The sequence below is a fragment of the Paenibacillus sp. BK033 genome (assembly GCF_004345425.1).
Lineage (GTDB): Bacteria > Bacillota > Bacilli > Paenibacillales > Paenibacillaceae > Pristimantibacillus.
This window is the reverse complement of the sequence record NZ_SLVP01000004.1, coordinates 247,737-273,784: the sequence shown is the minus strand read 5'-3', so window position 1 is coordinate 273,784 and position 26,048 is coordinate 247,737. Positions and strand designations below refer to the sequence as shown.

General features: G+C 53.9%; 21 protein-coding genes and 2 riboswitches. Of the genes, 10 read left to right on the top strand and 11 right to left on the bottom strand.

The genetic code is table 11. The annotated features are described in order from the left end of the window. Positions 1-17: 17 nt before the first annotated feature. From EV294_RS16110 to EV294_RS16100, 3 genes are all read right to left on the bottom strand, one after another. Positions 18-2,012: a beta-galactosidase gene (locus EV294_RS16110; protein WP_132308507.1), complete on the bottom strand. Its 1,995-nt coding sequence runs from the start codon at positions 2,010-2,012 to the stop codon at positions 18-20. Between the two features lie 206 nt (positions 2,013-2,218). Further along, positions 2,219-3,772 (bottom strand): DHA2 family efflux MFS transporter permease subunit, encoded by a 1,554-nt coding sequence (locus EV294_RS16105; protein WP_132308505.1) that lies wholly within the window; start codon positions 3,770-3,772, stop codon positions 2,219-2,221. Positions 3,773-3,933: 161 nt separating this feature from the next. Beyond that, positions 3,934-5,310, bottom strand: a complete 1,377-nt coding sequence (locus tag EV294_RS16100) for an aldehyde dehydrogenase (RefSeq protein ID WP_132308953.1) — start codon at positions 5,308-5,310, stop codon at positions 3,934-3,936. Positions 5,311-5,398: 88 nt separating this feature from the next. Here EV294_RS16100 and EV294_RS16095 point away from each other — a divergent pair, with 88 nt between their 5' ends. Further along, a complete protein-coding gene (locus tag EV294_RS16095) occupies positions 5,399-6,043 on the top strand; it encodes a lysoplasmalogenase (RefSeq protein WP_132308503.1) in 645 nt (214 codons plus the stop codon). 114 nt (positions 6,044-6,157) lie between these two features. On the opposite strand, the gene rlmN is transcribed toward EV294_RS16095, so the two are convergent. Continuing rightward, complete coding sequence (gene rlmN, locus EV294_RS16090; RefSeq protein WP_132308501.1) at positions 6,158-7,228, bottom strand: dual-specificity RNA methyltransferase RlmN; 1,071 nt, start codon at positions 7,226-7,228, stop codon at positions 6,158-6,160. Between the two features lie 434 nt (positions 7,229-7,662). Continuing rightward, positions 7,663-7,858: riboswitch (cyclic di-AMP (ydaO/yuaA leader) on the top strand. A gap of 110 nt (positions 7,859-7,968) precedes the next feature. Continuing rightward, a riboswitch (cyclic di-AMP (ydaO/yuaA leader) is annotated at positions 7,969-8,152 on the top strand. 122 nt (positions 8,153-8,274) lie between these two features. On the opposite strand from rlmN, the gene EV294_RS16085 reads away from it, so the two are divergent. From EV294_RS16085 to EV294_RS16060, 6 genes are all read left to right on the top strand, one after another. Further along, the gene (locus EV294_RS16085; RefSeq protein ID WP_132308499.1) at positions 8,275-8,694 is read left to right on the top strand and encodes a hypothetical protein; all 420 of its coding nucleotides are present in this window, start codon (positions 8,275-8,277) and stop codon (positions 8,692-8,694) included. A 180-nt stretch (positions 8,695-8,874) separates the two neighbouring features. Further along, positions 8,875-8,952, top strand: a complete 78-nt coding sequence (gene kdpF / locus EV294_RS31100; protein WP_083778284.1) for a K(+)-transporting ATPase subunit F — start codon at positions 8,875-8,877, stop codon at positions 8,950-8,952. 33 nt (positions 8,953-8,985) lie between these two features. Further along, positions 8,986-10,665, top strand: a complete 1,680-nt coding sequence (gene kdpA, locus EV294_RS16075; RefSeq protein WP_132308497.1) for a potassium-transporting ATPase subunit KdpA — start codon at positions 8,986-8,988, stop codon at positions 10,663-10,665. Positions 10,666-10,710: 45 nt separating this feature from the next. Continuing rightward, entirely contained in the window at positions 10,711-12,720 is a 2,010-nt protein-coding gene (gene kdpB / locus EV294_RS16070) for a potassium-transporting ATPase subunit KdpB (protein ID WP_243711690.1), read from the top strand. Between the two features lie 25 nt (positions 12,721-12,745). Continuing rightward, positions 12,746-13,348, top strand: coding sequence for a potassium-transporting ATPase subunit KdpC (kdpC, locus tag EV294_RS16065; protein ID WP_132308493.1), 603 nt, complete (start codon positions 12,746-12,748; stop codon positions 13,346-13,348). A gap of 189 nt (positions 13,349-13,537) precedes the next feature. Next, entirely contained in the window at positions 13,538-15,865 is a 2,328-nt protein-coding gene (locus tag EV294_RS16060; protein ID WP_132308491.1) for a histidine kinase, read from the top strand. Here the strand turns inward: EV294_RS16060 and EV294_RS16055 are convergent. Beyond that, a complete protein-coding gene (locus EV294_RS16055) occupies positions 15,837-16,526 on the bottom strand; it encodes an NAD-dependent epimerase/dehydratase family protein (protein ID WP_132308489.1) in 690 nt (229 codons plus the stop codon). The genes EV294_RS16060 and EV294_RS16055 overlap by 29 nt on opposite strands. 111 nt (positions 16,527-16,637) lie before the next feature. Then, complete coding sequence (locus tag EV294_RS16050) at positions 16,638-17,690, bottom strand: NAD(P)/FAD-dependent oxidoreductase (protein ID WP_132308487.1); 1,053 nt, start codon at positions 17,688-17,690, stop codon at positions 16,638-16,640. A 225-nt stretch (positions 17,691-17,915) separates the two neighbouring features. Between EV294_RS16050 and EV294_RS16045 the strand changes: the two genes are divergently transcribed. Genes EV294_RS16045 through EV294_RS16035 form a run of 3 tightly spaced genes read left to right on the top strand, consistent with a single transcriptional unit; the run spans position 17,916 to position 20,915 of the window. Continuing rightward, a complete protein-coding gene (locus EV294_RS16045) occupies positions 17,916-18,893 on the top strand; it encodes an iron-hydroxamate ABC transporter substrate-binding protein (RefSeq protein ID WP_132308485.1) in 978 nt (325 codons plus the stop codon). 4 nt (positions 18,894-18,897) lie between these two features. After that, complete coding sequence (locus EV294_RS16040; RefSeq protein WP_132308483.1) at positions 18,898-19,911, top strand: FecCD family ABC transporter permease; 1,014 nt, start codon at positions 18,898-18,900, stop codon at positions 19,909-19,911. Next, positions 19,908-20,915 carry a FecCD family ABC transporter permease gene (locus tag EV294_RS16035; RefSeq protein WP_132308481.1) on the top strand — a complete coding sequence of 336 codons (1,008 nt, stop codon included), beginning with the start codon at positions 19,908-19,910 and terminating at the stop codon, positions 20,913-20,915. The genes EV294_RS16040 and EV294_RS16035 overlap by 4 nt, the downstream gene beginning before the upstream one ends. A gap of 134 nt (positions 20,916-21,049) precedes the next feature. Here EV294_RS16035 and EV294_RS16025 read toward each other — a convergent pair whose 3' ends face one another. The 5 genes from EV294_RS16025 to EV294_RS16005 all read right to left on the bottom strand — a co-directional run bounded on the left by EV294_RS16025 (position 21,050) and on the right by EV294_RS16005 (position 26,043). After that, positions 21,050-21,634, bottom strand: a complete 585-nt coding sequence (locus EV294_RS16025) for a helix-turn-helix transcriptional regulator (RefSeq protein ID WP_165930696.1) — start codon at positions 21,632-21,634, stop codon at positions 21,050-21,052. A 318-nt stretch (positions 21,635-21,952) separates the two neighbouring features. Then, complete coding sequence (locus EV294_RS16020) at positions 21,953-23,818, bottom strand: LTA synthase family protein (RefSeq protein WP_208403504.1); 1,866 nt, start codon at positions 23,816-23,818, stop codon at positions 21,953-21,955. A 16-nt stretch (positions 23,819-23,834) separates the two neighbouring features. Further along, positions 23,835-24,497 carry a TetR/AcrR family transcriptional regulator gene (locus tag EV294_RS16015; RefSeq protein ID WP_132308473.1) on the bottom strand — a complete coding sequence of 221 codons (663 nt, stop codon included), beginning with the start codon at positions 24,495-24,497 and terminating at the stop codon, positions 23,835-23,837. Between the two features lie 113 nt (positions 24,498-24,610). Beyond that, the gene (locus tag EV294_RS16010) at positions 24,611-25,348 is read right to left on the bottom strand and encodes a hypothetical protein (RefSeq protein ID WP_132308471.1); all 738 of its coding nucleotides are present in this window, start codon (positions 25,346-25,348) and stop codon (positions 24,611-24,613) included. A gap of 20 nt (positions 25,349-25,368) precedes the next feature. Beyond that, a complete protein-coding gene (locus EV294_RS16005; protein ID WP_132308469.1) occupies positions 25,369-26,043 on the bottom strand; it encodes a polymer-forming cytoskeletal protein in 675 nt (224 codons plus the stop codon). Positions 26,044-26,048: the final 5 nt, after the last annotated feature.

The window sequence follows — 26,048 nt, the reverse complement described above, 5'->3', positions numbered from 1 at the left end:
TCTCCTTTCATGACGACTTAGACACGGGCGAAAACATAGGCGCCGTAAGCCGGAATAACAGCCGCGCCTTCCATCGCGCGGTCCGAGATCAGCTCCCGCATCGGTCCGGCAAGCTGAAGACTCCGCTCTTCTCCCGCGTGGTTAATCGCGAAGATAAACGACTGCAAACGGTCCGCCCTTCTTGTCAGCTCTACCTCCTCCGGCGCCGATACTTCGGTAATGGGGCGAACGCTCGCGGATTCGCAAACCCGGTTCATCAGGCTGCGCATGCAGGCCGGATCAGCGCCTATGCCGAGATAATAGGCTGCGCCCTTACCGACGGCGTTGCGCGTCGCGGCCGGTGTCCCGGACATGTAATCCTCGGCGTACCAGGCGATCGCTTCCGCCTTCTCGCAGACGATGACATCGTACCAGACCGTTCCGTGCCCGACAGGCTCCCCGTCTGCCGCCGCAATCCGTCGGGTTTCCCCTTCGCGAAGCGTGCCGTAATCCGTAATGCGGATGCCGAGCAGCTCCCTGAACGCCCCGGGCAGCGTGGCATCATCCATCCGGTTGTTCCACAGCTTTGTCCCCGCGCGGATATCGAGCACAACGGTGCCGCCCGCGGCCGCATAATGCGCCAGCCTCTCGGCAACGCCCGGCTTTGCCATCATATAATGCGGCAGAACGACCAGCTTGTAGCTATCGAAGGAATGCTCATCGGAGATGACGTCAACGGGAATCCGGCTGTCGTAGAAGTACCGGTAATAGGACTGGAATTGACGGTCGTACCGGTGCTCATGGGTTTGCGGCTGAATCTCCATCGCCCATTCATTCTCATAGGACCGGATCATTGCCACTTCGGCCCCGCTGCCGAGTCCCTCCATCAGAGGCAGCAGCCGCTGCAGCTCTTCCCCCGTTCGCGCCGCTTCTTCGTAACGCCGTCCGGGTATGCCGTCATGCGGCAGCAGGCCGTGCCAGAATTGCTCCGCTCCAAACAGGCAGGTTCTCCAGCGGAAATACAAGATCGCGTCCGCCCCATGGGCAACGGACTGATACGTCCATTTGCGCAGCTCGCCCGGCTTGGGCGTCGGGAACAGCATGTTGCCGCCCGGCGGACCGCTCTGATGCTCCATCATCCAGAAGCTCGCCTGCTTAAAGCCCCTGGTTGCATCCAGAGCCAATGCGGAGCTCCGCGGATCGGGCTTATCGGCAAACATCAAATTCGGGTAATTGTCCAGCGATGCGAAATCCAGCTCCTTCGACAGGTTGAAGTCGTTGATCTCGTTAAACATACCCATCATGTTGTGCGTAATCGGCTGATGCGGAGCAAGGGAGCGGATAATATCAAGCTGAAGCTGCTGGAACCGGACGACGGAATCGGATGAGAAACGCCGGAAATCAAGCTCCATGCCGGGATTATGAAGCGGAAAGACCGTATAAGCCGGCAGCTCGATTTCGCAGAACGCGTTGTAGATCTGGCTCCAGAATACCGTTCCCCACTGCTCGTTCAGGTTGTCGATGTTCCCATACTTGGCCTCCAGCCATTGCTGGAAGGCCGTCCGGCAATTATCGCAGTAGCAGCGAGTCGTATCCGTGCAGCCAAACTCGTTATCGATCTGCCAGGCTACTACGTTATCGCAAGCGCCGTATCTTGTCGCCAGCTGCGTAACGATTGACTGAATATAGACAGGGTAATCGGGATGGTTATAGCAATAATGCCTCCGGTGCCCGAAGCCCCTGGCAACTCCCTTGTTATCCCGCATGTAGAGGTCGGGATGGCGGTCCATGAGCCATTTGGGCGGCGTAGCCGTTGGGGTGCCCAGCACGACCCGAATGCCTTCGGTAGCTAGAATGGACAAGCTTTTGTCCAGCCATTCGAAGGTATATTCGCCGGGTCTCCTCTCAAGCTTCGACCAGGCAAACTCCCCGATCCGGACGATATTGATGCCGGCCTCCCGCATCAGCTTCGCATCCAGCGGCCAGCGTTCCTCCGGCCAATGCTCCGGATAATAACAAACGCCAAATTTCATAGCTTGCAACCTCTCCGTTCTGCTAGCTTGCCTTTGCTTGCGGTCAGGCGCCTTAAGCCCCTGCCTGCTCCTATTATCTAACGGGACCGGCGGCGGCAAAACCGGGGAAGTGAGAGATGAACACCCGACAAATCAGTCTGATTTGGGCAAAAAAAAGCACCCGCCACTCGGCTGTGAACAGCCTGGTGGCGGGTGCTTGCATCCTTCTATCCCATATGAAGCCCTTCGAGAGCCGCTTCCGGCTTCTCGGCCTGCGTGTTCTCGCCGGAACTTTTCTTGCCTCTGCGGAGCAGAAGTCCTAACAAGGCACCCGCAATAGCAACAAACACCATAATGCCAAAGGTGTAGTCGAATGCATCGACCGCCAATGCGAGAAGCTGCTGCAGCTGCTCCGGACTCGCCTGCGCGGCGCCGCTTCCCGCGGTCTGATTCGCCAGCGCTTCGGGCGGCACGTTCGCTTCAACCATCAGCTTTGCAATCCTCTTCGTCAGAATCGTGACGAGCAGCGCTACCGCAAGCGAGCTGATTACCTGCTGCATGGCGCTCGTAAGCGAAGTAACCCGGCTGACCAGCTCCCGCGGCGTCTTGTTGATCAGATGGGAATTCAGCGGCATCATCATAAGCCCCATTCCCGAGCCGGCCATGATAAGCGGCAGCAGCAGATCCTCTCTTCCCGTATGAATATCGAGATTTGAGTATTGGAAGATGGCGCCCGAAACAAGGCTAAGCCCGATAACCACCAGCCAGCGGACCCCGATCCGGTCAAACAAATAACCGCCGATCGGCATCATGCAGGCCGATGCCAGCGCTTGCGGGAACAAGGTAAGGCCGGTGTCGAAGGCACCGTAGCCGCGGCCCTGCTGAAGAAATTGCGGCAGCAGGAAAATCGCTCCGAAAAGAGAGAACTGAACAATCCACTGCACCACAATGCCAAACGAGAAATCAACCGAGCGGAACACCCGAAGATCCAGCAGCGGATGCTTCGCGCGCAGCTCTACGATAATAAAGACGATTAGCGCGATGCCGCCAACGATAAGGCCGGAGAGCGTTTTGTCCGAAGTCCAGCTTTCGGCGCCTTGGTTAACGCCATAGGATAACGCCGCGAAAGCGAGCGGCCCCAGAATCATGCCGGGAATATCTAGTCCCGCAAGCTTCTTGGTCGCCAGCTTCGGCAGTTTCCATAAGCCAAACAATACGCTGATAATGCCCACGGGCAGATTGATCAGGAAGATCCAGCGCCAGGAGTGGTACTCGACGAGCCAGCCGGAGAGAATGGGGCCAATGGCAGGCGCAAGAAGAATCGGCACGCCCAGCATCCCCATGACCTGCCCCACCTTGCTCGGCGGACTCAGCCGGTAAACATACGCCATCGCGACCGGCAGCACGAATCCGCCGCCAAGCCCTTGAATAACGCGGAACGCAATGAGCGTTTGCGGGTCGTTCGGCAGCGCGCACAGGAGCGAGCCTAACGTAAAGAGGATGACCGAGGTCAGAAAAACCGTCTTGGCGCCGAACCGGTCGGACAGCCAGCCGGCAAGAGGAATGACAGCCGCTTGCGCCAGCATATAGCCCGTTACGGTCCATTGCAGAGTGGGAAGCTGCGTATGGAAATCCTCTACGAGCTTCGATAAAGCGACATTCATCGCCGTTGTATCGAGAATAACCATAAAGCAGCCGAGAATAATCGCGACAAGCGGGAGCAGGATGCTTTTCATGCTGAATTCCTGCTCCTGCGAATGATCGTTTAACCGTTGTTCCATCCGTATAACCTCCTACATGGAATACACCATTACGCCACAGGATGAGGGGACAACGGCTGCCAGTAATGGTTGTTTGCTACCCCATGTTACTGAGCAAACCAGCCTTTAGTCAAATAAATTTTTTACAAATAAAGTTAAAAACTTTTATGACGGATGCGCCTCTATTTCATCAGCCTCCGAATGATCGAAAGACCACCCTTCGCCGACGGATAACGGAAGGCGAAATCGAACCTGGTCGTTTGCTTCAGCACGCTTTTCATATGGGAGAAGGTCTTGAAGCTGTACTCGCCATGATAAGCACCGAGCCCGCTCTCGCCCACGCCGCCAAACGGCAAATACGGCGTCGCCAGATGCATGAGCGTATCGTTGATGCATCCGCCGCCAAACGGCACGGCTTCGGTCACCCGCTTCTGAATAGCCGCGTTCTCGCTGAACAGATAGAGGGCAAGCGGCTTCGGACGCGCATTGATTTGGTCAATTGCTTCTTGCAGTTCGTCATAGACAAGGACAGGCAGAATCGGGCCAAAAATCTCTTCCTGCATGACCGGCATATTCCAGTCCACGCGGGTTAATACGGTAGGCTCGATCCGGAGCGACATTTCGTCTGCCCCTCCGCCCATGACAGCCTCCCCTTCGCGAAGGAAGCCAGCGAGCCTTTGAAAATGGCGCTCCGATATAATTTTGCCGTAATCCTTATGATCAAGCGGACTCTGGCCATAGAACCTCGTTACCGTTTTGCGAAGATGCTGAAGGAATTCCTCCAGAACGCTATGGTGCACAAGCGCGTAATCAGGCGCGATGCAGGTCTGGCCGGCATTAATAAATTTGCCGAAGGCAAGGCGTCTCGCGGCCAGCTTGAGATTGGCGTCATGATGCACAATAGCCGGGCTTTTGCCCCCAAGCTCGAGCGTAACCGGCGTCAAATGCTTGGCCGCGGCGGCCATGACCTGCTTGCCGACGTTAACGCTGCCCGTAAAGAAAATTTTATCGAACGGCAGGTCAAGCAGCTCTTTGCTTACTTCGACCCCGCCTTCCATAACGGTTATGTAAGAAGGATCAAATGTATCCTGAACAAGCGAGGACATCACCTCCGACACCGCGGGCGACAGCTCCGACGGCTTCAGAATCGCCGTATTGCCCGCCGCTATAGCTCCCACAAGAGGCGCCATCGCGAGCTGGAACGGATAGTTCCACGGTGCGATAATAAGCGCGGTGCCAAGCGGCTCCGGCACGATGTACCCCTTGCTGCCCATGTGGGTAAGCGCCGTTTTGACCTTGGCGGGCTTCATCCACCGCTTCAGCCTCTTCTGCACGAAAGAGATTTCTTTGAGAACCAGTCCAATCTCCAGCATATAGGACTCCTGCTCGCTCCGGTTCAGGTCAAGCCGAAGCGCCTGCATAATCGCATCCTCGCGTTCCGTAATGGCTTGGCGCAGCTTGGCCAGCTGCGCCAGCCGGAATTCGAGACTCCGGGTTGCCCCCGTCCCGTAATAATGCCGCTGCTTCTCCAGCGATTGTTGAGCTGTATTCATGTTCATATTCATGCGATACCCCGCCTTTTCGATAGGAATCCAGACTTGAAAAACGAAATTCTATGCTATAGTTAGGGAAAAGGAGCGATGCCGATTGAATAAATTGCTGCCTGCCCTTATTCTGCTTACGGGCTTGCTTTACATTTTTATCATTCCCGCTGAACCGCATGCCGTCAAGCTAATTTTCAAAGCGATTCCGATGCTGCTGATTATCGGTTACGCTTACTTGCAGCCCGCGCGAAACGGTAAGCGGTTTCAACGGATCGTGCTAACCGGTCTTGTCTTCTGCGTGATTGGCGATGTTACCCTGGGTAACTTTATCGTAGGACTGTCCGCCTTTTTAATCGGCCATTTGTTTTATTTAAGCGGGTTTTTCGGACGATGGAGGTTTTCCTTCCGGCGGCTCGTCACGGTTGTTCCGATCGGGGCATACGCCGTTTATATGGGCTATGAGCTTATGGATGCTCTCGCAAAGTCGGGGGACGACGGTCTCAAACTCCCCGTGCTTGTCTATGTAACCGCCATTTCGCTGATGGGCTGGTCGGCCATTATGTCCGGCAACGCATGGGCGGTTGCGGGCGCCTTGCTGTTTATGGCTTCCGACTCCATTCTCGCCTGGAACAAGTTCGTCTCGGACGTGGCAGGCTCGGATATCCTCATTATGACAACCTACTATGCCGCGCAGATTTCCATTGCGGCCTGCATCGGTTACCGAAGCCGCACCGCTCCCGCAAGATGAAACGGCTTCGCCGTCCTTAGGCGGAGGAGCGCGTTTCATTCCGGATTATGGACCCTTGGAATTGCAAAAAGCCATGATCGCGCGATCATGGCTTTTATTATGCCGTGCCGGTTGTTAGCCGGCTTTTTCCTTGTTCATCTGCTTGCTGCGCAGCTGGCCGCAAGCGGCGTCGATGTCGGCGCCATGCTCGAGGCGTACGCTGACGCTGACGTCTTGTTTTTTCAGCGTATCGTAGAAGCCCTTGATGGAGTCGTTCTCGCTGCGCTGGTACTGGCTGTGCTCGTCAACCGGATTGTAAGGGATCAGGTTCACGTTCACAAGGGAACGGCGGCGGTCGCCCACCAGCTCGGCAAGCTCAAGCGCATGCTCCGGCCGGTCGTTCACGCCCTTGAGCAGAATATACTCCAGCGTGATGCGGCGGTTCGTCCGCTCCAGATAATAATCGATCGCATCCATCAGCTTCTCGATCGGAATCGCGCGGTTGATCTTCATAATCCGCGTCCGCAGCTCATTATTAGGCGCATGCAGCGATACGGCGAGATTCACCCCTTGATCCTTGTCGGCAAATTCTCTGATTTTATCCGCGAGGCCGCTTGTCGATACCGTAATATGGCGCGGTCCGATAGCCAGGCCTTTATGATCCTTCACCGTTGTAAGGAAGTCGTTCAAGTGAATAAAGTTATCGAATGGCTCGCCAATACCCATGACAACGATATGGCTGACCTTCTCGCCTTGACCCGCTTCATCAAGATGGAGCTGGATCTTCATGATCTGCTCGACAATCTCGCCGCTTGTCAGGTCCCTGCTCTTCTTCAAAAGGCCGCTCGCGCAGAAGCTGCAGCCGATGTTGCAGCCAACCTGCGTGGTTACGCAGACCGACAGGCCGAACTTATGGCGCATCATCACCGTCTCGATCAGGTTGCCGTCATCCAGCTTGAGCAGCAGCTTGACGGTGCCGTCCTTCGACACCTGCTTCGTATGCTCGACCAGCGTCTGTATCGCAAAGTTCTCCTCCAGAAGCTTCACGCAGTCCGGATGAACCTCGGCCATGTCCGTAAAGCTAGTAACCCGCTTCCGGTACAAGTATTCCCACACCTGAGTCGCACGGAACTTTTTATGCCCCCGCTCGCCCAGCCATGCCGTTAATTGATCTAAAGTAAATCCATATATGGATGGTGTACTCATCGTTATTCCTCTTTTCACAAACGCGGCGGAAACCGCATACTGCTCCTATTGTCCCAAAATTAGCTGACGAAAACAAGGGGCGAAAAAGTCCAATCCTTCCATTATACGCCCATTCCGCCCTCTTATCTCATTCTCTCGTCTAACTCGCGCACTTATTGTACCGCTCCAGTTTCCTGCGTGCACCGCCCGCTGTAAGACGGTTTTTCCGTGTTATTTAGTCTTTCCGAGCAATCCAATTAGGCTTGCCTAAACCTAAATTTCGCAACGAATTATAGCATTCGCGAGATTTAGAGTCCAAGAAGGAGCATAGTAGAGTTCCCTTTCAATGTAAACGCTCTAACCAAGCTCCTTGTCAGAATTAGACAATATGCCGCCCCCACGGTTCATTTACAACCTCGACCGGCAGGCGTAATATACGATTCAGCAATTGATTGAAGTAGCAATCGCTGAGTTTCCGTTAAGGGAAACGGGGGAACCAATCGATAAGCGGCATCGCAACGGTGTGAGAGCCGGAGCAGCTTGCTTATCCGGGGTGAATCCGGGAAAAGGCTGCGCGCGAGCCGTACCCGGTAGGGCGACTCTCACCGTCCGAATCCGTCAGCTAACCTCGTAAGCGATGAAAATGCTGCTGCTTATGGCAGAGGCATTTTCCAAGTAGAGAGGATGATGTGATCTTGTGACCTTAAGGGGCCGCGGGGATCTTTCCTCTGCGGCTATTTCTGATGCCCATTTTTAATCAACTGTCTTTATCGCTTAATCCCCTACACGGGGGAACGGGGGAACCAATCGGACAGCCGGCTGCACGCAAGCCAGCTTGTCCACGGGGTGAATCGCCAACGCGGCTCTAATCGGGCTTGTTGGCGTAGGGCGACTCTTACGCCCGAATCCGTCAGCTAACTTCGTCAGCGTACCAAGAGAGGCAACGATGATCGTGAATATAGGCGCGGTTTATTTTGTGCTGCGCTTATAAGCCGCGTGAAGAGTCCCTCTTCCGCGGCTTTTTTGTTTGTCGTTGATTCCTCTAACGAAAAGAGGAGCGTATACACATGGAAGACTATATACTCGTCTCCGCACCCAACGTGCAAGGCGAGGACTTTATTAAACAGCTGCTACGCCGGCACATTCCGTTTGCGGCCATCGTGAACAATAAGACCGAGTATGAGCGGATGCTGGAGCTTGGCGTGACCGCGGTCATCGTCGTCAACACAACGGATGAAGCCACCTGGCGCGTACCGGAGCTGCCGGTCGGCCGGATCTTTTTATTCGAGAGAAGCCTGAACTTATGCTGCCGTTATATCCAGATCTGCCGCAGCTGGACGTCGAAATCGATCTGCGTCGTTACGGACAGTGCAAACCCGCGTCTGATCTACAAAGGAATGGGCGCGAATGATGTTATTCATTCCAGCCATGCGGATACGTCTTTTCTAATCATAAACGAACTCATGGCAAGCCAAGATAATCGGTAAAGGACATGCTAACCAGACAAGAATTGCCCCAAATGGCACCTGACGGGCCATGCGGCAATTCTTTTAGGAGGAATATACGATGCAGGATATTTATATGGTGCTGCTGCTGGCAGCGATATTCGTACTCTTCGCCGGCTTTATGCAATGGTGCGACCGGGCTATTCAAGAGGAGGATAAGCGATGATTGTCACGTTAGTGCTTGCCCTGTTTCTCTTTCTCTACTTAGTTTATGCCTTGATCAACCCGGAGAAATTCTAAACCCTAATCGATCGCTGGGAGGCCGCAATGGCAATGGATATTTTACAGCTCATCATCGTGGTTGGCGTGCTTATTCTGCTCGTCAAACCGCTCGGAACCTACGTGTATCACGTGTATTCGGATCAACCGAACCGGATCGACCGCGTTTTTGGCGGCATCGAAAGGTTCATCTATAAGGTAATCGGCCTGAAGTCGCGTGAGGGCATGACTTGGAAAAAATACGCGCTGAGCTTCCTGCTCACGAATATCGTGCTTGTCGCGATCAGTTATTTGATTCTGCGCCTGCAGGGCAGCCTTCCGGGCAACCCGAACGGCATTGGCGCTATGGAAGAAACGCTGTCGTTCAATACCGTTGTCAGCTTTATTACAAATACGAACCTGCAGCACTACAGCGGCGAGACCGGTCTGTCCTATTTCTCGCAGATGGCCGTCATTATGATGATGATGTTCACATCGGCGGCTACCGGCTTCTCGGTCGCGATTGCTTTTATCCGCGGCTTAACGAGCAGGGGCAGCACAATCGGCAACTTCTTTACCGACTTCGTGAAATCCCATACGCGGATTTTCCTGCCGCTCGCAACGATTATTACGCTGGTGCTTGTGGCGCTTCACGTGCCGCAGACGCTGCAGCCTAACGTTACGGCAACAACGCTGGAAGGAGCAGCGCAAAGCATCGCCATCGGGCCGGTTGCTTCGCTTGAATCGATTAAGCATTTGGGTACCAACGGCGGCGGCTTTATGGGCGCCAACTCGGCGCATCCATTCGAGAATCCAAGCCCGCTGACGAACGTGATCGAGATTTTGTCCATGTGGGCGCTGCCTGCTTGCCTTCCTTATGTATACGGCAGGTTCGCGGGAAACCGCAAGCAAGGCTGGGTTGTGTTTGGCGCGATGATGTCGCTGTTCCTGGTATTCCTTGCAACGGTCTACACGGCTGAGCTGCATGGCAATCCGGCACTGAACAACCTTGGCGTAGACGCCTCGCAAGGCAGCATGGAGGGCAAGGAAGTCCGGTTCGGCATTGCCCAGTCCTCCCTGTTTACGGCGGTGACGACGGCAGCCACTACAGGTTCAGTTAACAACATGCATGATACGCTGACCCCGATCGGCGGTCTTGTCCCGCTGGCGGAGATGATGCTGAACGTCGTGTTCGGCGGCAAGGGCGTGGGTCTCGTCAATATGCTGATGTATGCCATTCTTGCCGTGTTTATAGCCGGTCTGATGGTTGGACGGACACCGGAGTTTCTCGGTCGGAAAATCGAACCCAAAGAAATGAAGCTGATCGCGATCGCGATTCTCGTTCATCCGTTTATCATTTTGGCGCCAACCGCCATTGCTTTCCTGACGGATCTTGGCCAGGGTGCCATTACGAATCCGGGCTTTCACGGCATCTCGCAGGTGCTCTATGAATACACCTCTTCGGCTTCGAATAACGGCTCCGGTTTTGAAGGCCTTGCCGACAATACGCCGTTCTGGAACATGACGACCGGTCTTGTCATGCTGCTTGGACGTTATATTTCGATGATTGTCATGCTTGCCGTAGCCGGATCCCTGGTCCGCAAAAAGCCCGTACCGGAGACGATTGGCACATTCCGGACAGACAACGTGCTGTTTGGAGGGATTCTAGTAGGAACCGTAGTGATTGTCGGCGCGCTTACGTTCCTGCCTGCCGTTGTACTTGGACCTATTGCAGAGCATTTAACGATTCGCTAACGGATAAGGATGAGGTGAATAACCGTGACCACACAACGCAAATCCATGCTGACCTCGGCGATTATAAGCCGCGCGGTAAAGGACAGCTTTCTGAAATTAAATCCGCTCACCATGATGAGAAATCCCGTCATGTTTGTCGTCGAGGTCGGTACGCTTGTCGTCCTGCTGATGACGATCTTCCCCGGCTACTTCGGAACGGAGGGTCGTATCGGATTCAATCTGACGGTCTTTCTGATCCTGCTGTTCACCGTTTTGTTCGCTAACTTTGCGGAAGCGCTGGCCGAAGGACGGGGCAAAGCCCAGGCGGATTCGCTCAAGAAGAGCAAAAAAGATATTACGGCAAACAAAGTGACGGGCCAGACGATTAAGCAGGTGTCGTCAACCGAGCTCCGCAAGGGCGATATCGTCGTCGTCTCCGAAGGAGAGATGATTCCCGGCGACGGTGAGATCATCGAAGGTCTTGCCTCTGTCGACGAGTCGGCGATTACGGGTGAATCGGCACCGGTAATCAAGGAAGCCGGCGGCGACTTCAGCTCGGTAACGGGAGGTACCCGCGTTGTCAGCGACCGGATTAAAGTCCGGATCATGAGCGATCCCGGCGAGTCGTTTATCGACCGCATGATCTCCCTTGTGGAAGGCGCGAAGCGGCAAAAGACGCCTAACGAGCTGGCGCTGAACACGCTGCTGACCAGCCTGACGCTGATCTTCCTAATTGTTGTGGTGACCCTGGCTCCAATCGCCAAATATGTTGGCGTTGTGCTTGATATTCCGGTGCTCATTGCCCTTCTTGTCTGTCTGATTCCTACGACTATCGGCGGTCTGCTGTCAGCCATCGGGATCGCCGGCATGGACCGCGTCACGCAGTTTAACGTGCTGGCCATGTCCGGCAAAGCGGTGGAAGCAGCCGGCGACATTAATACGATGATCCTGGATAAGACCGGCACGATTACGTACGGCAACCGAATGGCAAGCGACTTCCTGCCTGTCAAAGGCGTAAGCGTCGAGGAGCTTGGCGAATGGGCAGCCGTCAGCTCCGCCAAAGATGAAACGCCGGAGGGCCGTTCCGTCCTGGAGCTGATGAAGACCAAGCAGCTGAGTTATCCTTCCTCTCTTGCCGAGAACGCTGAAGTCATAGCGTTTACGGCCGAGACCCGGATGAGCGGTCTGGATCTTCCGGACGGACGGAAAGTACGCAAAGGCGCCGTTGACGCCGTGAAGAAATGGGTAGCTTCCCAAGGCGGCACCGTCCCTTCCGATCTCGACGCTACCGGCGAAGGAGTTGCCGTGCTTGGCGGTACCCCGCTCGCCGTGGCGGTTGATAACCGCATCTACGGCATTATTTATTTGAAGGATACCGTGAAGCCGGGCATGCAGGAGAGGTTCGAGCAGCTGCGCCGCATGGGGATCAAGACGATTATGTGTACCGGCGACAACCCGCTGACAGCCGCAACGATTGCCCGTGAAGCCGGGGTTGACGATTTTGTGGCGGAGAGCAGGCCCGAGGATAAAATCGCGCTGATCCGCCGCGAGCAGGCGGAAGGCAGCCTGGTTGCGATGACGGGCGACGGGACAAACGACGCTCCCGCGCTTGCCCAGGCCGACGTTGGCCTTGCCATGAACAGCGGTACGGTCGCAGCGAAAGAAGCGGCCAACATGATCGACCTGGATTCCGACCCGTCCAAAATTATCGAAGTGGTTGCGATCGGCAAGCAGCTCCTCATGACGCGCGGCGCGCTGACAACCTTTAGCATCGCGAACGATATCGCCAAATATTTCGCCATCATTCCGGCCATGTTTATGATCGCGATCCCTCAGATGGACGCCCTGAACATCATGAAGCTGGGTTCGCCCTCTTCGGCCATTCTGTCCGCGCTTATCTTTAACGCGATCATTATTCCGCTGCTCATTCCGCTCGCCATGCGCGGGGTGCAGTACAAACCGATGAGCGCGTCGAAGCTGTTAAGCAAAAACCTTCTGATCTACGGGCTTGGCGGCGTCCTTGCCCCGTTTATCGGCATCAAGCTGATCGACCTGCTTGTTCATGTATGGATCTAGACCGATCTGAAAGGAAGAGACAATTATGACGAACTCCACATCTTCATCGGGATCTAACGGCTCTCTCTTTATGATTGCCTTAAGAGCCGGTATCGCTTTTATTCTGCTATGCGGCATTATTTACCCGCTAGTGTCAACCGGCCTTGCCCAGCTGCTCTTCCCGCATCAGGCGAACGGCAGCATGATCAAGGATTCGAACGGCCGGATTATCGGCTCCTCCTTGATCGGGCAGAGCTTTACCGACCCTGCGTATTTCCAAGGAAGGGTATCGAGCATCGACTACAAAGCGGAAGCGTCCGGCTCGAACAACTACGCGCCTTCGAATCCAGATATGCTGCAGCGGACAAAAGATTCGATTGCCGCCTGGCAGGCCGCCAATCCCGATGTTCCGGTTAACCAGCTTCCTCTTGCGCTGATTACAAATTCCGGTTCGGGTCTGGACCCGCATATTACGCCGGCGTCGGCCGAGGTCCAAATTCCGCGCATCAGCAAGCTGACCGGGTTGCCGGCGGACACTCTGAAAGAGCTGGTGAAAAAGCATACCGACGGACGCGATTTTGGCGTCTTCGGGGACCCCCGCGTTAACGTGCTGGAGCTGAACATCGAATTAAGCCAGCTCCGCAAATGAGAAAACTTCTATCGAAGTACTTCGAAGATGAAGGGCCGCGTTTCAGCGGTAGTTTTTATCGCCAATCAGAAAGCTGGTTTTCGAGTTCGAAAACTTATACTTTCTGATGTGGTAAACAGCAGCCCCGCCTGCCCCAAGTGGCGCAGGCGGGGCTGTCACGGGTCTTACGGAGAGGAGGAACGACGGGACATGAACGACAGCTATCGCCGCAAAACACCCGAAGAGCTGCTGAAGGCCATAACGAAGCTGCATCACGGACGGCTCAAAATTTATATCGGGGCGGTAAGCGGGGCCGGCAAAACGTATCATATGCTGCGGGAGGGCCAGCAGCTTCGGAAACAGGGCATTGATGTGGTCACTTGCGCCGTATCCACGATGCAGCGGCCGGAGACGATGGAGCAGCTTGCCGAGCTGGAACGGATTCCGAGCATTCATTGGCAAAAAGACGGGATTGAGCGCAAGGATCTTGATCTGGCCGCTATAAAAGCGCGCAATCCCGAGGTTGTGCTGGTGGACGGACTTGCGCACCGAAACCGGCCGGACAGTCCCCTTCCCACCCGCCTGGACGATATTCGTCATTTGCTGGAATGCGGCATCAGCGTGATTACAACGCTTAACGTATATGAGCTGAACGGCGTATCGGACCTGGCCTATCAGTTGACCGGCATCGAGGCCGAGCATACGGTTCCCGACGATATTCTGGAGCTGGCCGATGAGGTCCGTTTAATCGACGTATCGCCGGAAACGATACTGACCCGCGTGAACGAAGGGCATCTGCGCAACGCGAGCTCCCCGCATCTGCTGCTTAAGGGCAACCTTGGCAAGCTGCGCGAGCTTGCGCTGCGTCTGATGGCGGAGGATGTTAACGATTCGCTTGAAAATCACCGGAGACAGCAGGGCTTGGTAGGTCCGTCCGGCGCGGCCGAACGGATTCTCGTTGCCGCCCAATATCACTGGAACGGCTCGATCCATATACGTCGGGGCCAGCAGGTTGCCAGAAGGCTGAACGGAGAGCTGCTCGTCGTCTCCTTCGTCAAAGCGGGGAAAGCAATGACGAAGGAAGCGGCTGCGTTCAAGCGGTCTATTATCAAGCTTACCCAGAAGATTGGGGCGGGTTTTGAGGAGCTTGCCGTTCCCCATTTGCACCGGCGCCATCTATCCGAGCAGATGGCCAGATACGCGATGGATCACGGCGTAACCCGCATCGTGCTTGGCCACTCGAAGCATACGCCGCTGCAGGAGCTGCTTCACGGCTCCGTTGTTAACGGGATTTTGCGCTATGCGCGCCATATCGACGTCTTTTTCGTGGCGGACCGTACGGAAGCAGAAGGCGAGCGCATCCTGCCGGCCAAGCATCGGACTACTCCGGATCCCGTTTACAGAAGACTTAGTCCCGACGAGCAGCTTCAAACGACGAAACGGCTTAAACGGGGCACCTTCAAGGTCTACATCGGGTCTGCGCCCGGCGTGGGCAAGACCTACACCATGCTTCGTGAAGGAAATGTTCTACTCCGCAAAGGCATTGATGTCGTTATCGGCCTGCTCGAGACGCATGGCCGGAAGGAAACCATGGAGCAGATCGGCGAGCTGGAGCTGATTCCAAAAGCTACGATTCCTTACAAAGGAACGCAGCTAAAAGAAATGGATGTTGCCGCGATACTGGAACGATTTCCGGAGGTTGTGCTGATCGACGAGCTGGCCCATACAAATGTGCCGGGAAGTCAATATAAGAAGCGTTATGAGGATGTCCTTGCGATTCTGGATGCCGGCATCTCGGTTATTTCGACCGTTAATGTCCAGCATCTTGAGAGCTTAAACGATGCCGTTGAGCAGATTGCGGGCGTTCGCGTAAGAGAGACGATTCCGGACCGCATGCTTCGCCTGGCGGATGAAGTCGAGCTGATCGATGTATCGCCCAAGGCGCTGCAAGAGCGGATGCGGCAGGGGAAAATCTATCCGATGAACAAGGTCGAGGAATCGCTTGACGCGTTTTTTCAGCTGGGCAATCTGATTGCCCTTCGGGAGCTGGCCTTGCGGGAAATTGCCGACGACGTGGATGAACGGCTGGAATCGTGGGAGCGGACGGGCGCACTACGCGGCCCATGGCGGAGGCAGGAGGTTATATTCGTGGCCATCACCGACCTGGCGCAGGGAGAGCGGCTGATCCGCAGAGGCTTCCGTATCGCCTACCGGCTAAAAGCGGAATGGCATGTGATGGCCGTCCATAACGGCCAAGCGGATCGTGCGGCGCTAGACCGCCGCTTACGGGAGCTGGAGCAATTAACGGAGCAGCTTGGAGGTGCGTTCGTCCGGAAAGAGATGCGGCAGACGCGCGATATTCCGGCTTTTCTGCTCACCCATGCCAATGCGCGAAAAAGCACGCAGTTAATCGTTGGCCAAGAGAAGAGAGGCTGGTTTGCGAGTTTGTTCCGGCCATCCATGACGAAGAAATTGCTGCAGGGCGGCCGGAACATGGATGTCATGGTCGTCAGCTGCCTTCCTTCGCAAGAGCAATAATATCTTTCGGATCGAGAATATGGCGGTCGTAGCCGGTATATGAGGTCTGGATCATGGCGAGGCCCACCTGACGCAGCGTGATGAGATGGTTCGGGAACAGCGGCCTTAGAATCGGATACAGCCAGGTTAACGCTTTTGCCCATTTCGGAACCCTTACCTGTCCTTTGCTCGGGTGCATGTAGCCCGGACGGAACATAAAGGCCCTGCGGAACGGCAGCTGCAGCAGGTGATTCTCGGTTCTTCCCTTCACTCTCGCCCACATGCTCCTGCCTTGCTCCGTGCTGTCCGTCCCGCCGCCCGTTACGTAACAGAACACCATATCCGGATTCAGGCTCGAGAGCAGACGGGCAACATGCATCGTGAGATCGTAGGTCACGCGGGTATAGTCGGCTTCCGACATGCCGATGGAGGATACGCCAAGGCAAAAATAGCAGGCGTTGTAGCCTTCCAGCTCATACTGGATTGGGGTCAGATCATGAAAATCCCGATGGACGATTTCCTTCAGCTTGGGATGCGCAACGCCGCTAGGCCGCCGGGTAAGGATAAGCACCTGCTCGACATCGGGGTGAATCAGGCATTCCATCAGAACGCCTTCACCTACCATGCCCGTCGCTCCGGTCACAATCGCTTTAATCTTTCGTTTCGCCGGCCTCTCTTCCATTTCTCGCATCTCTCCTTTATTTACAGGTCGTACAACCATTATGGCATAGGCCTTAAGCAGGTACAAAAAAAGGACGGAGCAGCTACCTTGCTGCTCCGTCCTTGCTCTATATTAGACCATCAGTTGCTTCACAAGCTCGCGGTTCCGTTCTTTAAATATTTCGTTATGGGATGAGACCATTCCGTACTTATTAGCTTCCGGTTGAATGAAGGATTTCGCTCTGTTCACCGCATTCGCCGCATCCTGGAAGCAGCCTGCAATAAGATGCAGCTTGCCGTCGTGCATCAGGATATCCCCTGCGGCAAACATGCCCGGCACGGAAGTTTCGCCGCTTGGATTGCCTTTCACATACCAATTGTCGACCATCTCGATATTCAGCTTGCTGTTCTCGAGCAGCGAGGAATCCCGGTCGTAACCGTGATTAATGACAACCTCGTCAATCGACAGATGGGATACTTCGCCGGACCTGCTGTTCGTAAGCTCGACGCGTTCAACAAGCTCATCGCCGGAATTCGCCATTAGCTTCGTAATTTCGGTGTGGAACAAGCACTCGACTTTCGGGCTGTTCAGCAGCGTCGTTACATTCGCTTCATGCCCGGACAAGGCCTCTTTGCGATAGGTTATATAGATCCTCCTCGCAAAGGGCAGAAGCTCCATCGCCCAGTCCACGGCCGAGTTGCCGCCGCCGGAGATCACGACGTTCTTGTCTTTAAATCTCTTAAGCGATTTAACGGTATAGTGCAGGTTGGTTACCTCAAACTTCTCCGCGCCTTCAATCGCCAGCTTGGTCGGATTTAGTATGCCGCCGCCAACCGCAACGATAACGGTCTTCGAATAATGAATGCGTCCCGACGAGCCATGCAGCTCAAAGATATGGTCTTCGTTCTTGGTAATGGATTCGACCTTTTCGTTCAGGACAACTTCGGGGTCGAACGTCAGTCCCTGCTTCACCAGCTGCTCGATCAGCTGAGCGCCCGGCGTTGGCGTCAGCCCTCCAATGTCCCAGATCATTTTCTCCGGATACACATGAACCTTGCCGCCCAGAAACGGCTGGAATTCGATCAGCTTGGTCTTCAATTCTCTAAGTCCGCTATAAAAAGTCGAGTAGAGCCCCGCAGGACCGCCCCCGATTACCGTTACGTCATACAACTCTTCTTGCGTCAAGAACATTCCTCCCCGGAAAAGCACCGTCGTAATTGATTATCATTATCAATAGTATACGGCCTTTGAGAATATTTTTCAATAAGCGGTTGACAATCGGATCAAATCCCTATAATTTAGTAAATGGCACAGATAGTGATAATCATTATCACTTGATGAGCGTTGAAATTAGTATATTGCCCTCGTTGTTTATGTGTTCCAATCCATATATAAGGAGTTTACCCAACCATGAAAAAAGCACTTATTTCCCTCATGATGCTCTTCGTTATCATTCTGAGCGCATGCGGCAGCAACAACTCGGGCAATAATGCCGGAGCGGCAAACGCCACCGCCTCAAATAATGCCGGGGCAGCGAATGCCTCCCCATCGGCGGACACGACTTCCGAAGCGACAGGCACGATTACCTTTCAGTCGGAGAGCGGCCCTATGGAAGTGCCTGCTAATCCGAAGCGCATTGTTGATCTTTCTTCTTACACAGGCAGCCTGATATCCCTTGGCCTTACTCCCGTTGGCGTTACCTCCTGGGCGAAAGACAATCCCAATTTCACTGAGCAGCTGAAGGATGTTACCGAAGTATCCGAAGAGGATGTCGAGAAAATTCTCGAGCTGGAGCCGGATCTGATCATTGGTACCGAAACGACAAAAAATGTCGATAAGCTGAAGGAAATCGCTCCAACCGTTATTTTCACCTACAACAAAGTCGATTACCTGCAGCAGCATATCGAAGTCGGCAAAGCCGTTAACAAGGAAAAAGAAGCAACGGCTTGGGTCGAAGACTTCAAAGCACGCGCCACTCAAATCGGCAAAGATATTAAAGCGAAAATCGGAGAAGACTCCACGGTTACGGTCATTGAGAACTACGACAAGGAATTGTATATGTTCGGAGATGCCTGGGGCCGCGGCACCGAAATTCTGTACCAGGCGATGGGCCTGAAGATGCCCGAGAAAGTAAAAGAAATGACCTCGAAGGACGGCTGGTACGCTTTATCCCTGGAGGTTCTTCCCCAATACGCGGGCGACTACATCGTCTTCAGCCAAACTAAAGATACTGCAGGCTCCATTACGGAAACCGAAACTTACAAGAACATCCCTGCTGTAAAAAACAATCATGTCATCACGGCAGACGCTAGAGGCTTCTACTTCAATGATGCGTATACGCTTGACTATCAGCTGAACTTCTTCAAAGAGCAGTTCCTGGGGAATTAAGCCGATGACGCAGGAAACGAGACGCCCAATTCCATTTGCACTCAAACTTTTTGCCGGGATCGTTTTCTTTGTCGCAATCTTCTTCTTGGCCATGGTGTTCGGCGCTGCCGACACCACGGTCCATGATACGTGGCTCGCGCTGACGTCACCTCACGATACCAGCGAGAAAGTGACGCTTTTGCGTGAAATCAGGCTGCCGCGCGAGATCGCGGCAATCTTTGTTGGTGCGGCGCTAGCCGTATCCGGCGCCATTATGCAGGGCGTGACCCGGAATGCTCTGGCAGACCCGGGGCTTCTTGGCTTATCGGCCGGCGCGAACGCCGCCCTTGCCGCAACGGTTGCGCTGTTCCCTCAAATCAATTATTTCGGCATTATGATTGCCTGCTTTGTCGGTGCCGCCCTAGGCTCCATTCTCGTTATCGGGATCGGCGCGGCAAAACGGGGCGGCTTCTCCCCTATCCGGATCGTACTCGCGGGTGCCGCCGTTTCTACGTTTCTGTACGCCGTTGCCGAAGGCATCGGCCTCACCTTCAAGGTATCCAAGGACGTCAACATGTGGACGGCCGGCGGTCTGATCGGAACGTCCTGGGGGCAGCTTCAGACGATTGTTCCGGTCATCGCAGCCGGCATTCTTATTGCCATTGCCATGTCGAAGCAGCTCACCATTCTTAGTCTTAGCGAAGACGTGGCGACCAGTCTCGGGCAAAAAACCGGTCTGATCAAAGGCATCCTGTTCACCGTTACGATTCTGCTCGCGGGCGCTTCCGTCGCGCTAGTCGGCAATCTGGCTTTCCTTGGCCTGATGATCCCGCATATCGTGCGGGCTATTGTCGGCCAGGATTATCGCTATTCCATTCCGATGTCCGTTTTCGCGGGTGCTTCCTTTATGCTCCTTGCGGATCTGATCGGCCGGACCATCAATGCGCCGTACGAAACCCCTGTAGCGGCCGTTATTGCGGTTGTGGGTCTGCCCTTCTTCCTTATCATCGTTAGAAGAGGAGGCAAAGCGCTGAAATGATTTTATCGCATATGGTTCGAAAACAACGCATCATTCTCGGGATCCTGCTTCTGCTTATTGTGGCGACCGTTATTGTCAGCCTTAGTCTGGGTTACTCCACTTTAACCTTTAAAAGGCTGATTCCCGTAATCTTCGGGGATGGCACGAAAAAAGAAAACTTTATCCTGTTCGACATACGAATGCCGCGTGTCATCATTACTTTGCTCGCGGGCATGGCGCTTGCTTTGTCCGGTTCCATTCTGCAAGGAGTTTCCCGCAATGATCTGGCCGATCCCGGCATTGTTGGCATCAACTCGGGGGCTGGCGTTGCCATCACGGTCTTCTTCCTGTTCTTCCCGACGGAAGCCGGTCCGTTCGTGTACGCCCTGCCGGTTGTTGCGTTTATCGGCGGTCTGGCAACCGCGGTCCTTATTGCTCTTTTCTCCTGGAAAAAGCATGTCGGCATCCAACCGGTCAGCATGGTGTTGACGGGTATCGGCTTCCAGATGGCGCTTAGCGGTGTCATGATCGTGCTCATATCCTCCGCTGACCGCCAGAAGGTGGATTTTATCGCCAAGTGGATCGCCGGCGGCATTTGGGGAACGGATTGGGTATTTATTAACGCTATGTGGCCATGGCTCGCCATCTTTATTCCGTTTACGCTATACAAGGCAAACCGCCTTAACATTCTGGCGTTAAACGAACCCGTTGCGGTTGGGGTTGGCATCTCGCTGACCAAAGAGCGCCTGGTGCTGCTCTTCTCCGCTGTTGCGCTTGCGGCATCCGCCGTATCCGTCACAGGCGGGATCGCTTTCATCGGTCTGCTTGCTCCGCATATCGCAAAAGCTCTGGTAGGTCCGCGTAATCAATTGTTTATTCCGATCTCCATCCTGTTTGGCGGATGGCTGCTGGTTCTGGCCGATACGATTGGCCGCCAAATCGACATTGCGGGCGGATTGCCGGCCGGCATCGTTGTATCGCTGATCGGAGCGCCGTATTTCTTGTTCCTGCTTCTGAAGAAATGATTAAGTAGTAAAAGGCTGCCTCAAAAGCCAATGGCTAACGGGGCAGCCTTTTTCCCGGCATTCGCAATTTCCGCTGCACCTGCCAGTCCCGCAAGACCCGCCCCTATCACGATTTGATGCAGAAGCAGCTGCATTCAGCTATTCGTGATGTTTCTTGCCTCGTAACGAATCACCCACTCTTTCCAAAAAGCCTGCAGGTCAAAGCTCTCGGGCCGCTCGAACTTTCCTTCTGTAACCTTTACGTCCTGAATGCGGGATAACCGGTAGGCCTGCGCCCCTTGATCGCCTTCTCCAACGAGAAACCATATGCCGGCTTTGGCTACAAGACCGTAAGGCTTTACAATCAGGCTTTTCTCCAAGCCGGCACGGTTCCTGTAGCTGATCTGGACCTCGCAAAGCTTCATAATCGAATCTTGAACCGCTGCAAAATGCGGCAAAGCCTTCTCTTCCTGCTGCCAGGAATCAGGGTCGATATGAATCCGCTGCTGAATCCAATAGGCATCCTTGCGGCTTTGCTCCGGCAGCGCCTGCATCAGCTTGAGCAGCGCGGAACGAAGCGCGGAGCCTATTCCCAGCTGATCCAACGATCCCTCCGCCGCATACAGGAACAAGGCCTGAATTTCTGGCGTCGTTAAGCCGCCAATCGGGCTTTTGTAATTAGGCGGGAGCGAAAATCCGCCACCGGCACCGGGATCCGCGTAAACCGGAATGCCCGACAAGCTGAGGGCATCCATGTCGCGGTAAATCGTACGCTCCTATGTTCAACCTTGGCACGCGAGGCACACGGTATGCGGTAATAAACGCCCAGCCTGCCAGGAAGCAGCGCTCCTGGTCCTCGTGGCTTGCGTCTTTCCTTATCCGGTTAGGCGCCATTCTATGGCCCGGTGCCTTTGGACGCCTGATCGATGAGGGCGAGCATATCCTTCCTTTCTTCTTCGCGGCCGCCATTCAGCTGTTCTCAACTTGGCGTTACAGCAAAAAAGAACAAACAAAGGCCCCCTTATCCTAAGGGGGCCTTTGCCTTTGGTCGTTAAATTCTACTTATGAGGAAGCTGCTGTACGTAGCTGTCCGACAAATGCAGAAGCTCAAGCGCTCTGTTGTACTCGTCTTCGGTTACGCCGCCTTCCGTCGTTTCCGTGCCGTCGACCACTTTGTGGTTCGTGCCGTCTTTGTATTCGATACCCGGCACAAACAGGTTCTCGTTGTCGATAACCGAGCCGCTAGGCAGGAAGTGACGCATTGGAATCAACTCCGAGCTTTGGTTCAGAAGGTCTTCGCCAAAGTGAATCTGATTCGACAGCGACGCGCCTACCAGGTTCGCAACGGTTGGCAGAATATCAATCTGACCTCCCACTTTATCCACTTCGGACGGTTGAGTTACGCCCGGAACGTGCATAATAAGAGGGATGTTGAACATTTCGGTATGGCCGTAATCCGTGCCAAGCATTTCCTTCATCAGCGCTTTTTCGTTATCGTCCAGCGAGTACAGCGGCAGACCTTGGTGGTCGCCGTACATGAGGACAATGCTGTCATCCCACAGGCCGCTCGATTTCAGGCCGTCGATAAACTGGCCAAGCGCATAGTCGGCGTAGTTTTGAGCTTTCAGATAACGGGTTACAAGGCTGTCATCCTTGAATTCCGCAGGAAGCTCGATCCGGTACTTCGAAGTCGGAATGTTGTAAGGATGATGCGCGCTCATCGAGATCACTTGCGCATAGAACGGCTTATCCGCCTGATCCAGCTTCACAAGCTCAGGAAGAGTCTTCGAATATAAAACTTCGTCCGATGCGCCGAAGGCTACATGGTCTTCGTCGCCATAGAAGGCTTGATCGTAATATTTATCCCAGCCAAGAGCCGAGTACAGCTCCGTACGGTTCCAGAACTCAACCGCGTTCGTATGGAACGTTGCGGTATAATAACCGTTCTCTTTCATCAGCTTCGGCAAGCTTGGCAGCGCTTTGTCGACGTTTACGTCTGTCGCTGCTTTATGCTTAGGTACGTACAGCGATGTATTCACCACATACTCTGCGTCCGAGGTTGTGCCTTGGCCGACCATCGTATAGAAGTTTTTGTAGTGCGTAGCTTCCTGAACCAGCTTGTTCATGTTCGGCGTAATTTCCACGCCGCCAACTTTGAGGCCGATCAGGAAGTCCTGGTACGATTCCATTTGAAGAATAATGACGTTTTTGCCTTTCGCGGCACCAAAGTATTTCGGCGATGCCTGCACGGTAATGCCTTTAAGCTCATCGATTTTCGCTTGCGTAATTTGGTCGATCGGCGTAATCGGCTCTTTCTCCATCATTTTATCGATGATGTTGTATACTTCGTAATCGAGAAGGCCCATCTCTTCGGCTTGCTTGTTCTCGTTCATGCTCGCGCGGTTCGGCCATACGTTCACCAGGCAAACGACAACGGACAAGGCGAATACCGCCATCCACGCTTTGCTTCTCACCGGACGCAGCTGGGCTTCCTGGCGGGCTTTCCTGAACCTTGGCAGAATGAGGACAACCGAAATCACGATAATGTCAACGAAAATAAGCAAATAATAAGGATCCATCAGCGAGTAGGTACTTTCCCCTACCTCGGCCATTTTGTTGGCTTGGCTTAACGCATCCGTATTGACGATAATGCCGTAGTACTTGTAATACATCAGTATGGCGAAGTATAAGGCCGTAAACAGCAAATTGACGATCATGTAATAAAGCATCTTGCGCTTGCCTGCAAAAAACTCAATCAGACAGAATACCGCGACAAAGAAGGGAATCTCCGTCATAATCGTCAGCCACGAAAAACCGTTGCCGAAGACGACATCGCGGGCTACGATACTTTTAATCAGCAGGATAATAACGAAATAATAGAATCTTCTATTTAAAAATCTGGTTATTAAAGACACCCTAGTCATCACCTTTCATTGTATTTCATTGTGAATCACACAAAAGAACCTTCGGCTTTTTCTCTGTAGCTGAAGGAATTCTCCATAGATCTATTGTAAAATCCACATTCTCTTCCATATGTTTATAAACATCCGGTTCGTTCAGGAGCTGTATCCCAACCGATTTGCTCATAATCGCATGCAAGGTCGTAGACAAGAATTGTCGCGACGCTATCCGGAAATCGAGAGCGCGAATCTCGCCTTTCTCGTGCCGTTCTCTTAGAAACTTTTCAAAAATGGCGCACTGCTCGCGAATCAGCACCGTTAATTGCTCGGCTTCCTCGAAGCCCAGCAGGTCATTCTCCCGAAACAAAATCCGCGTTAAGTCCATATCCTCCGTAAACAGTTCGTACAAGCGTCGCTTAATGGTGATCATCGCGTCCCGCAGGTCGAGGCCCTCGACAACCCGTTGAATCTGCTTTATTCCTTCTCTACGGTGCTCGAAGCTCTCACGTAGCAGCACCGCCATAATCTCCCGCTTGCCGCCCGGAAAATAATGATAAAGGATACCGTCTCCCATCCCGATTTTCCTCGTAATTTCTCGTACCGGGGTGCCATGGTATCCTTTTTCCGCAAATAATGATTTTGCTGCTTCCAATATTTTTTCTCGTGTTTCAGCGGCCTGCTCTTTTCGGATGTTGCGAGTCATCGTCGCCACCTCCTTACTTCGTAAGCATGAATTTCACTGAACGATCGCACAGCGAAATTTTAGCGCAAGGCCAAGGCGATGTCAATCGGTCTGCCAAAACATCACAAAATCGCCTAAACTTTTCGGTTATCTCTTACGACGGCGTCTTTTCTTTTCTCGAAATGCTCCTTAAATTCGACAAGCCCGATCTCGCAGCCTGGCCCGATCACTACCTTGTTCCCTCTTACTATATCAGCAATCGTATTTTCCAAATAGATATGATCTCCTTCCATAACTGAGACCGTTAACCTAGCGCTGGAAGAAGGTTTGAAAAAGAAGCTGAGCGGATGCAGCCACTTGGCTTTGCGAACCATTATATGACCGCCTCCGATTTCGTGTGCCTTGCAGTCCCGGTACAGATGGACTTGAAGCTTCCCCGCATTCAGCAAACCGCCGATTTCAAAGATGCCCCGTGCCGTAAACTGCTCGGCTTCGCAATCGCCCAGGGTGTGCAGCATGCCTCTCAGCTTGATGAGCTCGCTGTAGACATGATTCTTCGATTCTATCGTGCCTGCTATATTCAGCTCCTTGAGCTGAGTAGTCCCGCCGACGCTGACCGTGCCTGACGTTTTGAGCTCGCCTCCGCGAAGACCGCCTGTCACCTCGCAAGTGCCCACAATGTTGATTGTATCGGCCGTCACCGTGCCATCAACCTCCAGCGTCCCTACGCAGCTGAGCTTGGTGCAAGCCGTATCTCCCTCGATCGCGCCTTCTCCGACAATTTTGACATTATTATAGGTGCCGCCCATAACGCTGGAGCTGCCGGTAATTCTTAAATTTCTGACAGTCTTGCCAGCCACATGCTGATTCATCGGATCTCCTCCGTTTCCGTTTATATTTGGACATGCTTGATGATTCTGGAACTGCTATGCACGTCAAGGCTTTGCTTATATTCCACGCTGCCAATGGTGCAGCCCGGTCCGATTCGGACGATTCCCCCGCGCACGATATCCGCCGTCGTATACTCCAGATAGATATTGTCGCCTTCAATGACTTCAGCGCTCAGCTTGTTGGCGAATGGCCCCGGAACGGACTGCAGCCATTTGGCGAACCCTTTGCCGGGCTGCTTGCCGATATGAATGCTCTCGCCGCCAATCTCGTTGATATGACTGCTGCCGTGGAGCATCAGCTTAATTTGGCTGGCATTTAACGTCTCGATGTCCATCCGTCCGTTTGCTTCAAAGATTTCGGTCTCGCAGCTGCCTTTCACCGTCACCATTCCGTTCATGAACATCTGCTCGCCCGTGACGGGTCCGCCAAAGCTTACTTTACCTTCAATGTTAAGCTTGTCGGCATGCAATCCCCCGCGGATGGAAGACATGCCATTGATGGAAGCCGTGACGGCCCTGACATGTCCTTGTACGTCGCCCTTGCCGTTAATCGATAACTCATAGCACCGGACATCCCCTTCAATCTTGCCGACTCCCTCAATCTTCGCCAGATGAACATCTCCGCCGCCGGATCTGCCGATCCCGGTAATGAGTATTTTTCGTTGTTTTTCTCCCATTGTAC

Bases quoted from the DNA above. Each gene is read 5' to 3' on its own strand.
- EV294_RS16110 (WP_132308507.1), bottom strand. From the start codon at position 2,012: ATGAAATTTGGCGTTTGTTATTATCCGGAGCATTGGCCGGAGGAACGC.
- EV294_RS16105 (WP_132308505.1), bottom strand. From the start codon at position 3,772: ATGGAACAACGGTTAAACGATCATTCGCAGGAGCAGGAATTCAGCATG.
- EV294_RS16100 (WP_132308953.1), bottom strand. From the start codon at position 5,310: ATGAACATGAATACAGCTCAACAATCGCTGGAGAAGCAGCGGCATTAT.
- rlmN (WP_132308501.1), bottom strand. From the start codon at position 7,228: ATGAGTACACCATCCATATATGGATTTACTTTAGATCAATTAACGGCA.
- EV294_RS16085 (WP_132308499.1), top strand. From the start codon at position 8,275: ATGGAAGACTATATACTCGTCTCCGCACCCAACGTGCAAGGCGAGGAC.
- kdpF (WP_083778284.1), top strand. From the start codon at position 8,875: ATGATTGTCACGTTAGTGCTTGCCCTGTTTCTCTTTCTCTACTTAGTT.
- kdpA (WP_132308497.1), top strand. From the start codon at position 8,986: ATGGATATTTTACAGCTCATCATCGTGGTTGGCGTGCTTATTCTGCTC.
- kdpB (WP_243711690.1), top strand. From the start codon at position 10,711: ATGCTGACCTCGGCGATTATAAGCCGCGCGGTAAAGGACAGCTTTCTG.
- kdpC (WP_132308493.1), top strand. From the start codon at position 12,746: ATGACGAACTCCACATCTTCATCGGGATCTAACGGCTCTCTCTTTATG.
- EV294_RS16060 (WP_132308491.1), top strand. From the start codon at position 13,538: ATGAACGACAGCTATCGCCGCAAAACACCCGAAGAGCTGCTGAAGGCC.
- EV294_RS16055 (WP_132308489.1), bottom strand. From the start codon at position 16,526: ATGGAAGAGAGGCCGGCGAAACGAAAGATTAAAGCGATTGTGACCGGA.
- EV294_RS16045 (WP_132308485.1), top strand. From the start codon at position 17,916: ATGAAAAAAGCACTTATTTCCCTCATGATGCTCTTCGTTATCATTCTG.
- EV294_RS16040 (WP_132308483.1), top strand. From the start codon at position 18,898: ATGACGCAGGAAACGAGACGCCCAATTCCATTTGCACTCAAACTTTTT.
- EV294_RS16035 (WP_132308481.1), top strand. From the start codon at position 19,908: ATGATTTTATCGCATATGGTTCGAAAACAACGCATCATTCTCGGGATC.
- EV294_RS16020 (WP_208403504.1), bottom strand. From the start codon at position 23,818: ATGACTAGGGTGTCTTTAATAACCAGATTTTTAAATAGAAGATTCTAT.
- EV294_RS16015 (WP_132308473.1), bottom strand. From the start codon at position 24,497: ATGACTCGCAACATCCGAAAAGAGCAGGCCGCTGAAACACGAGAAAAA.
- EV294_RS16010 (WP_132308471.1), bottom strand. From the start codon at position 25,348: ATGAATCAGCATGTGGCTGGCAAGACTGTCAGAAATTTAAGAATTACC.
- EV294_RS16005 (WP_132308469.1), bottom strand. From the start codon at position 26,043: ATGGGAGAAAAACAACGAAAAATACTCATTACCGGGATCGGCAGATCC.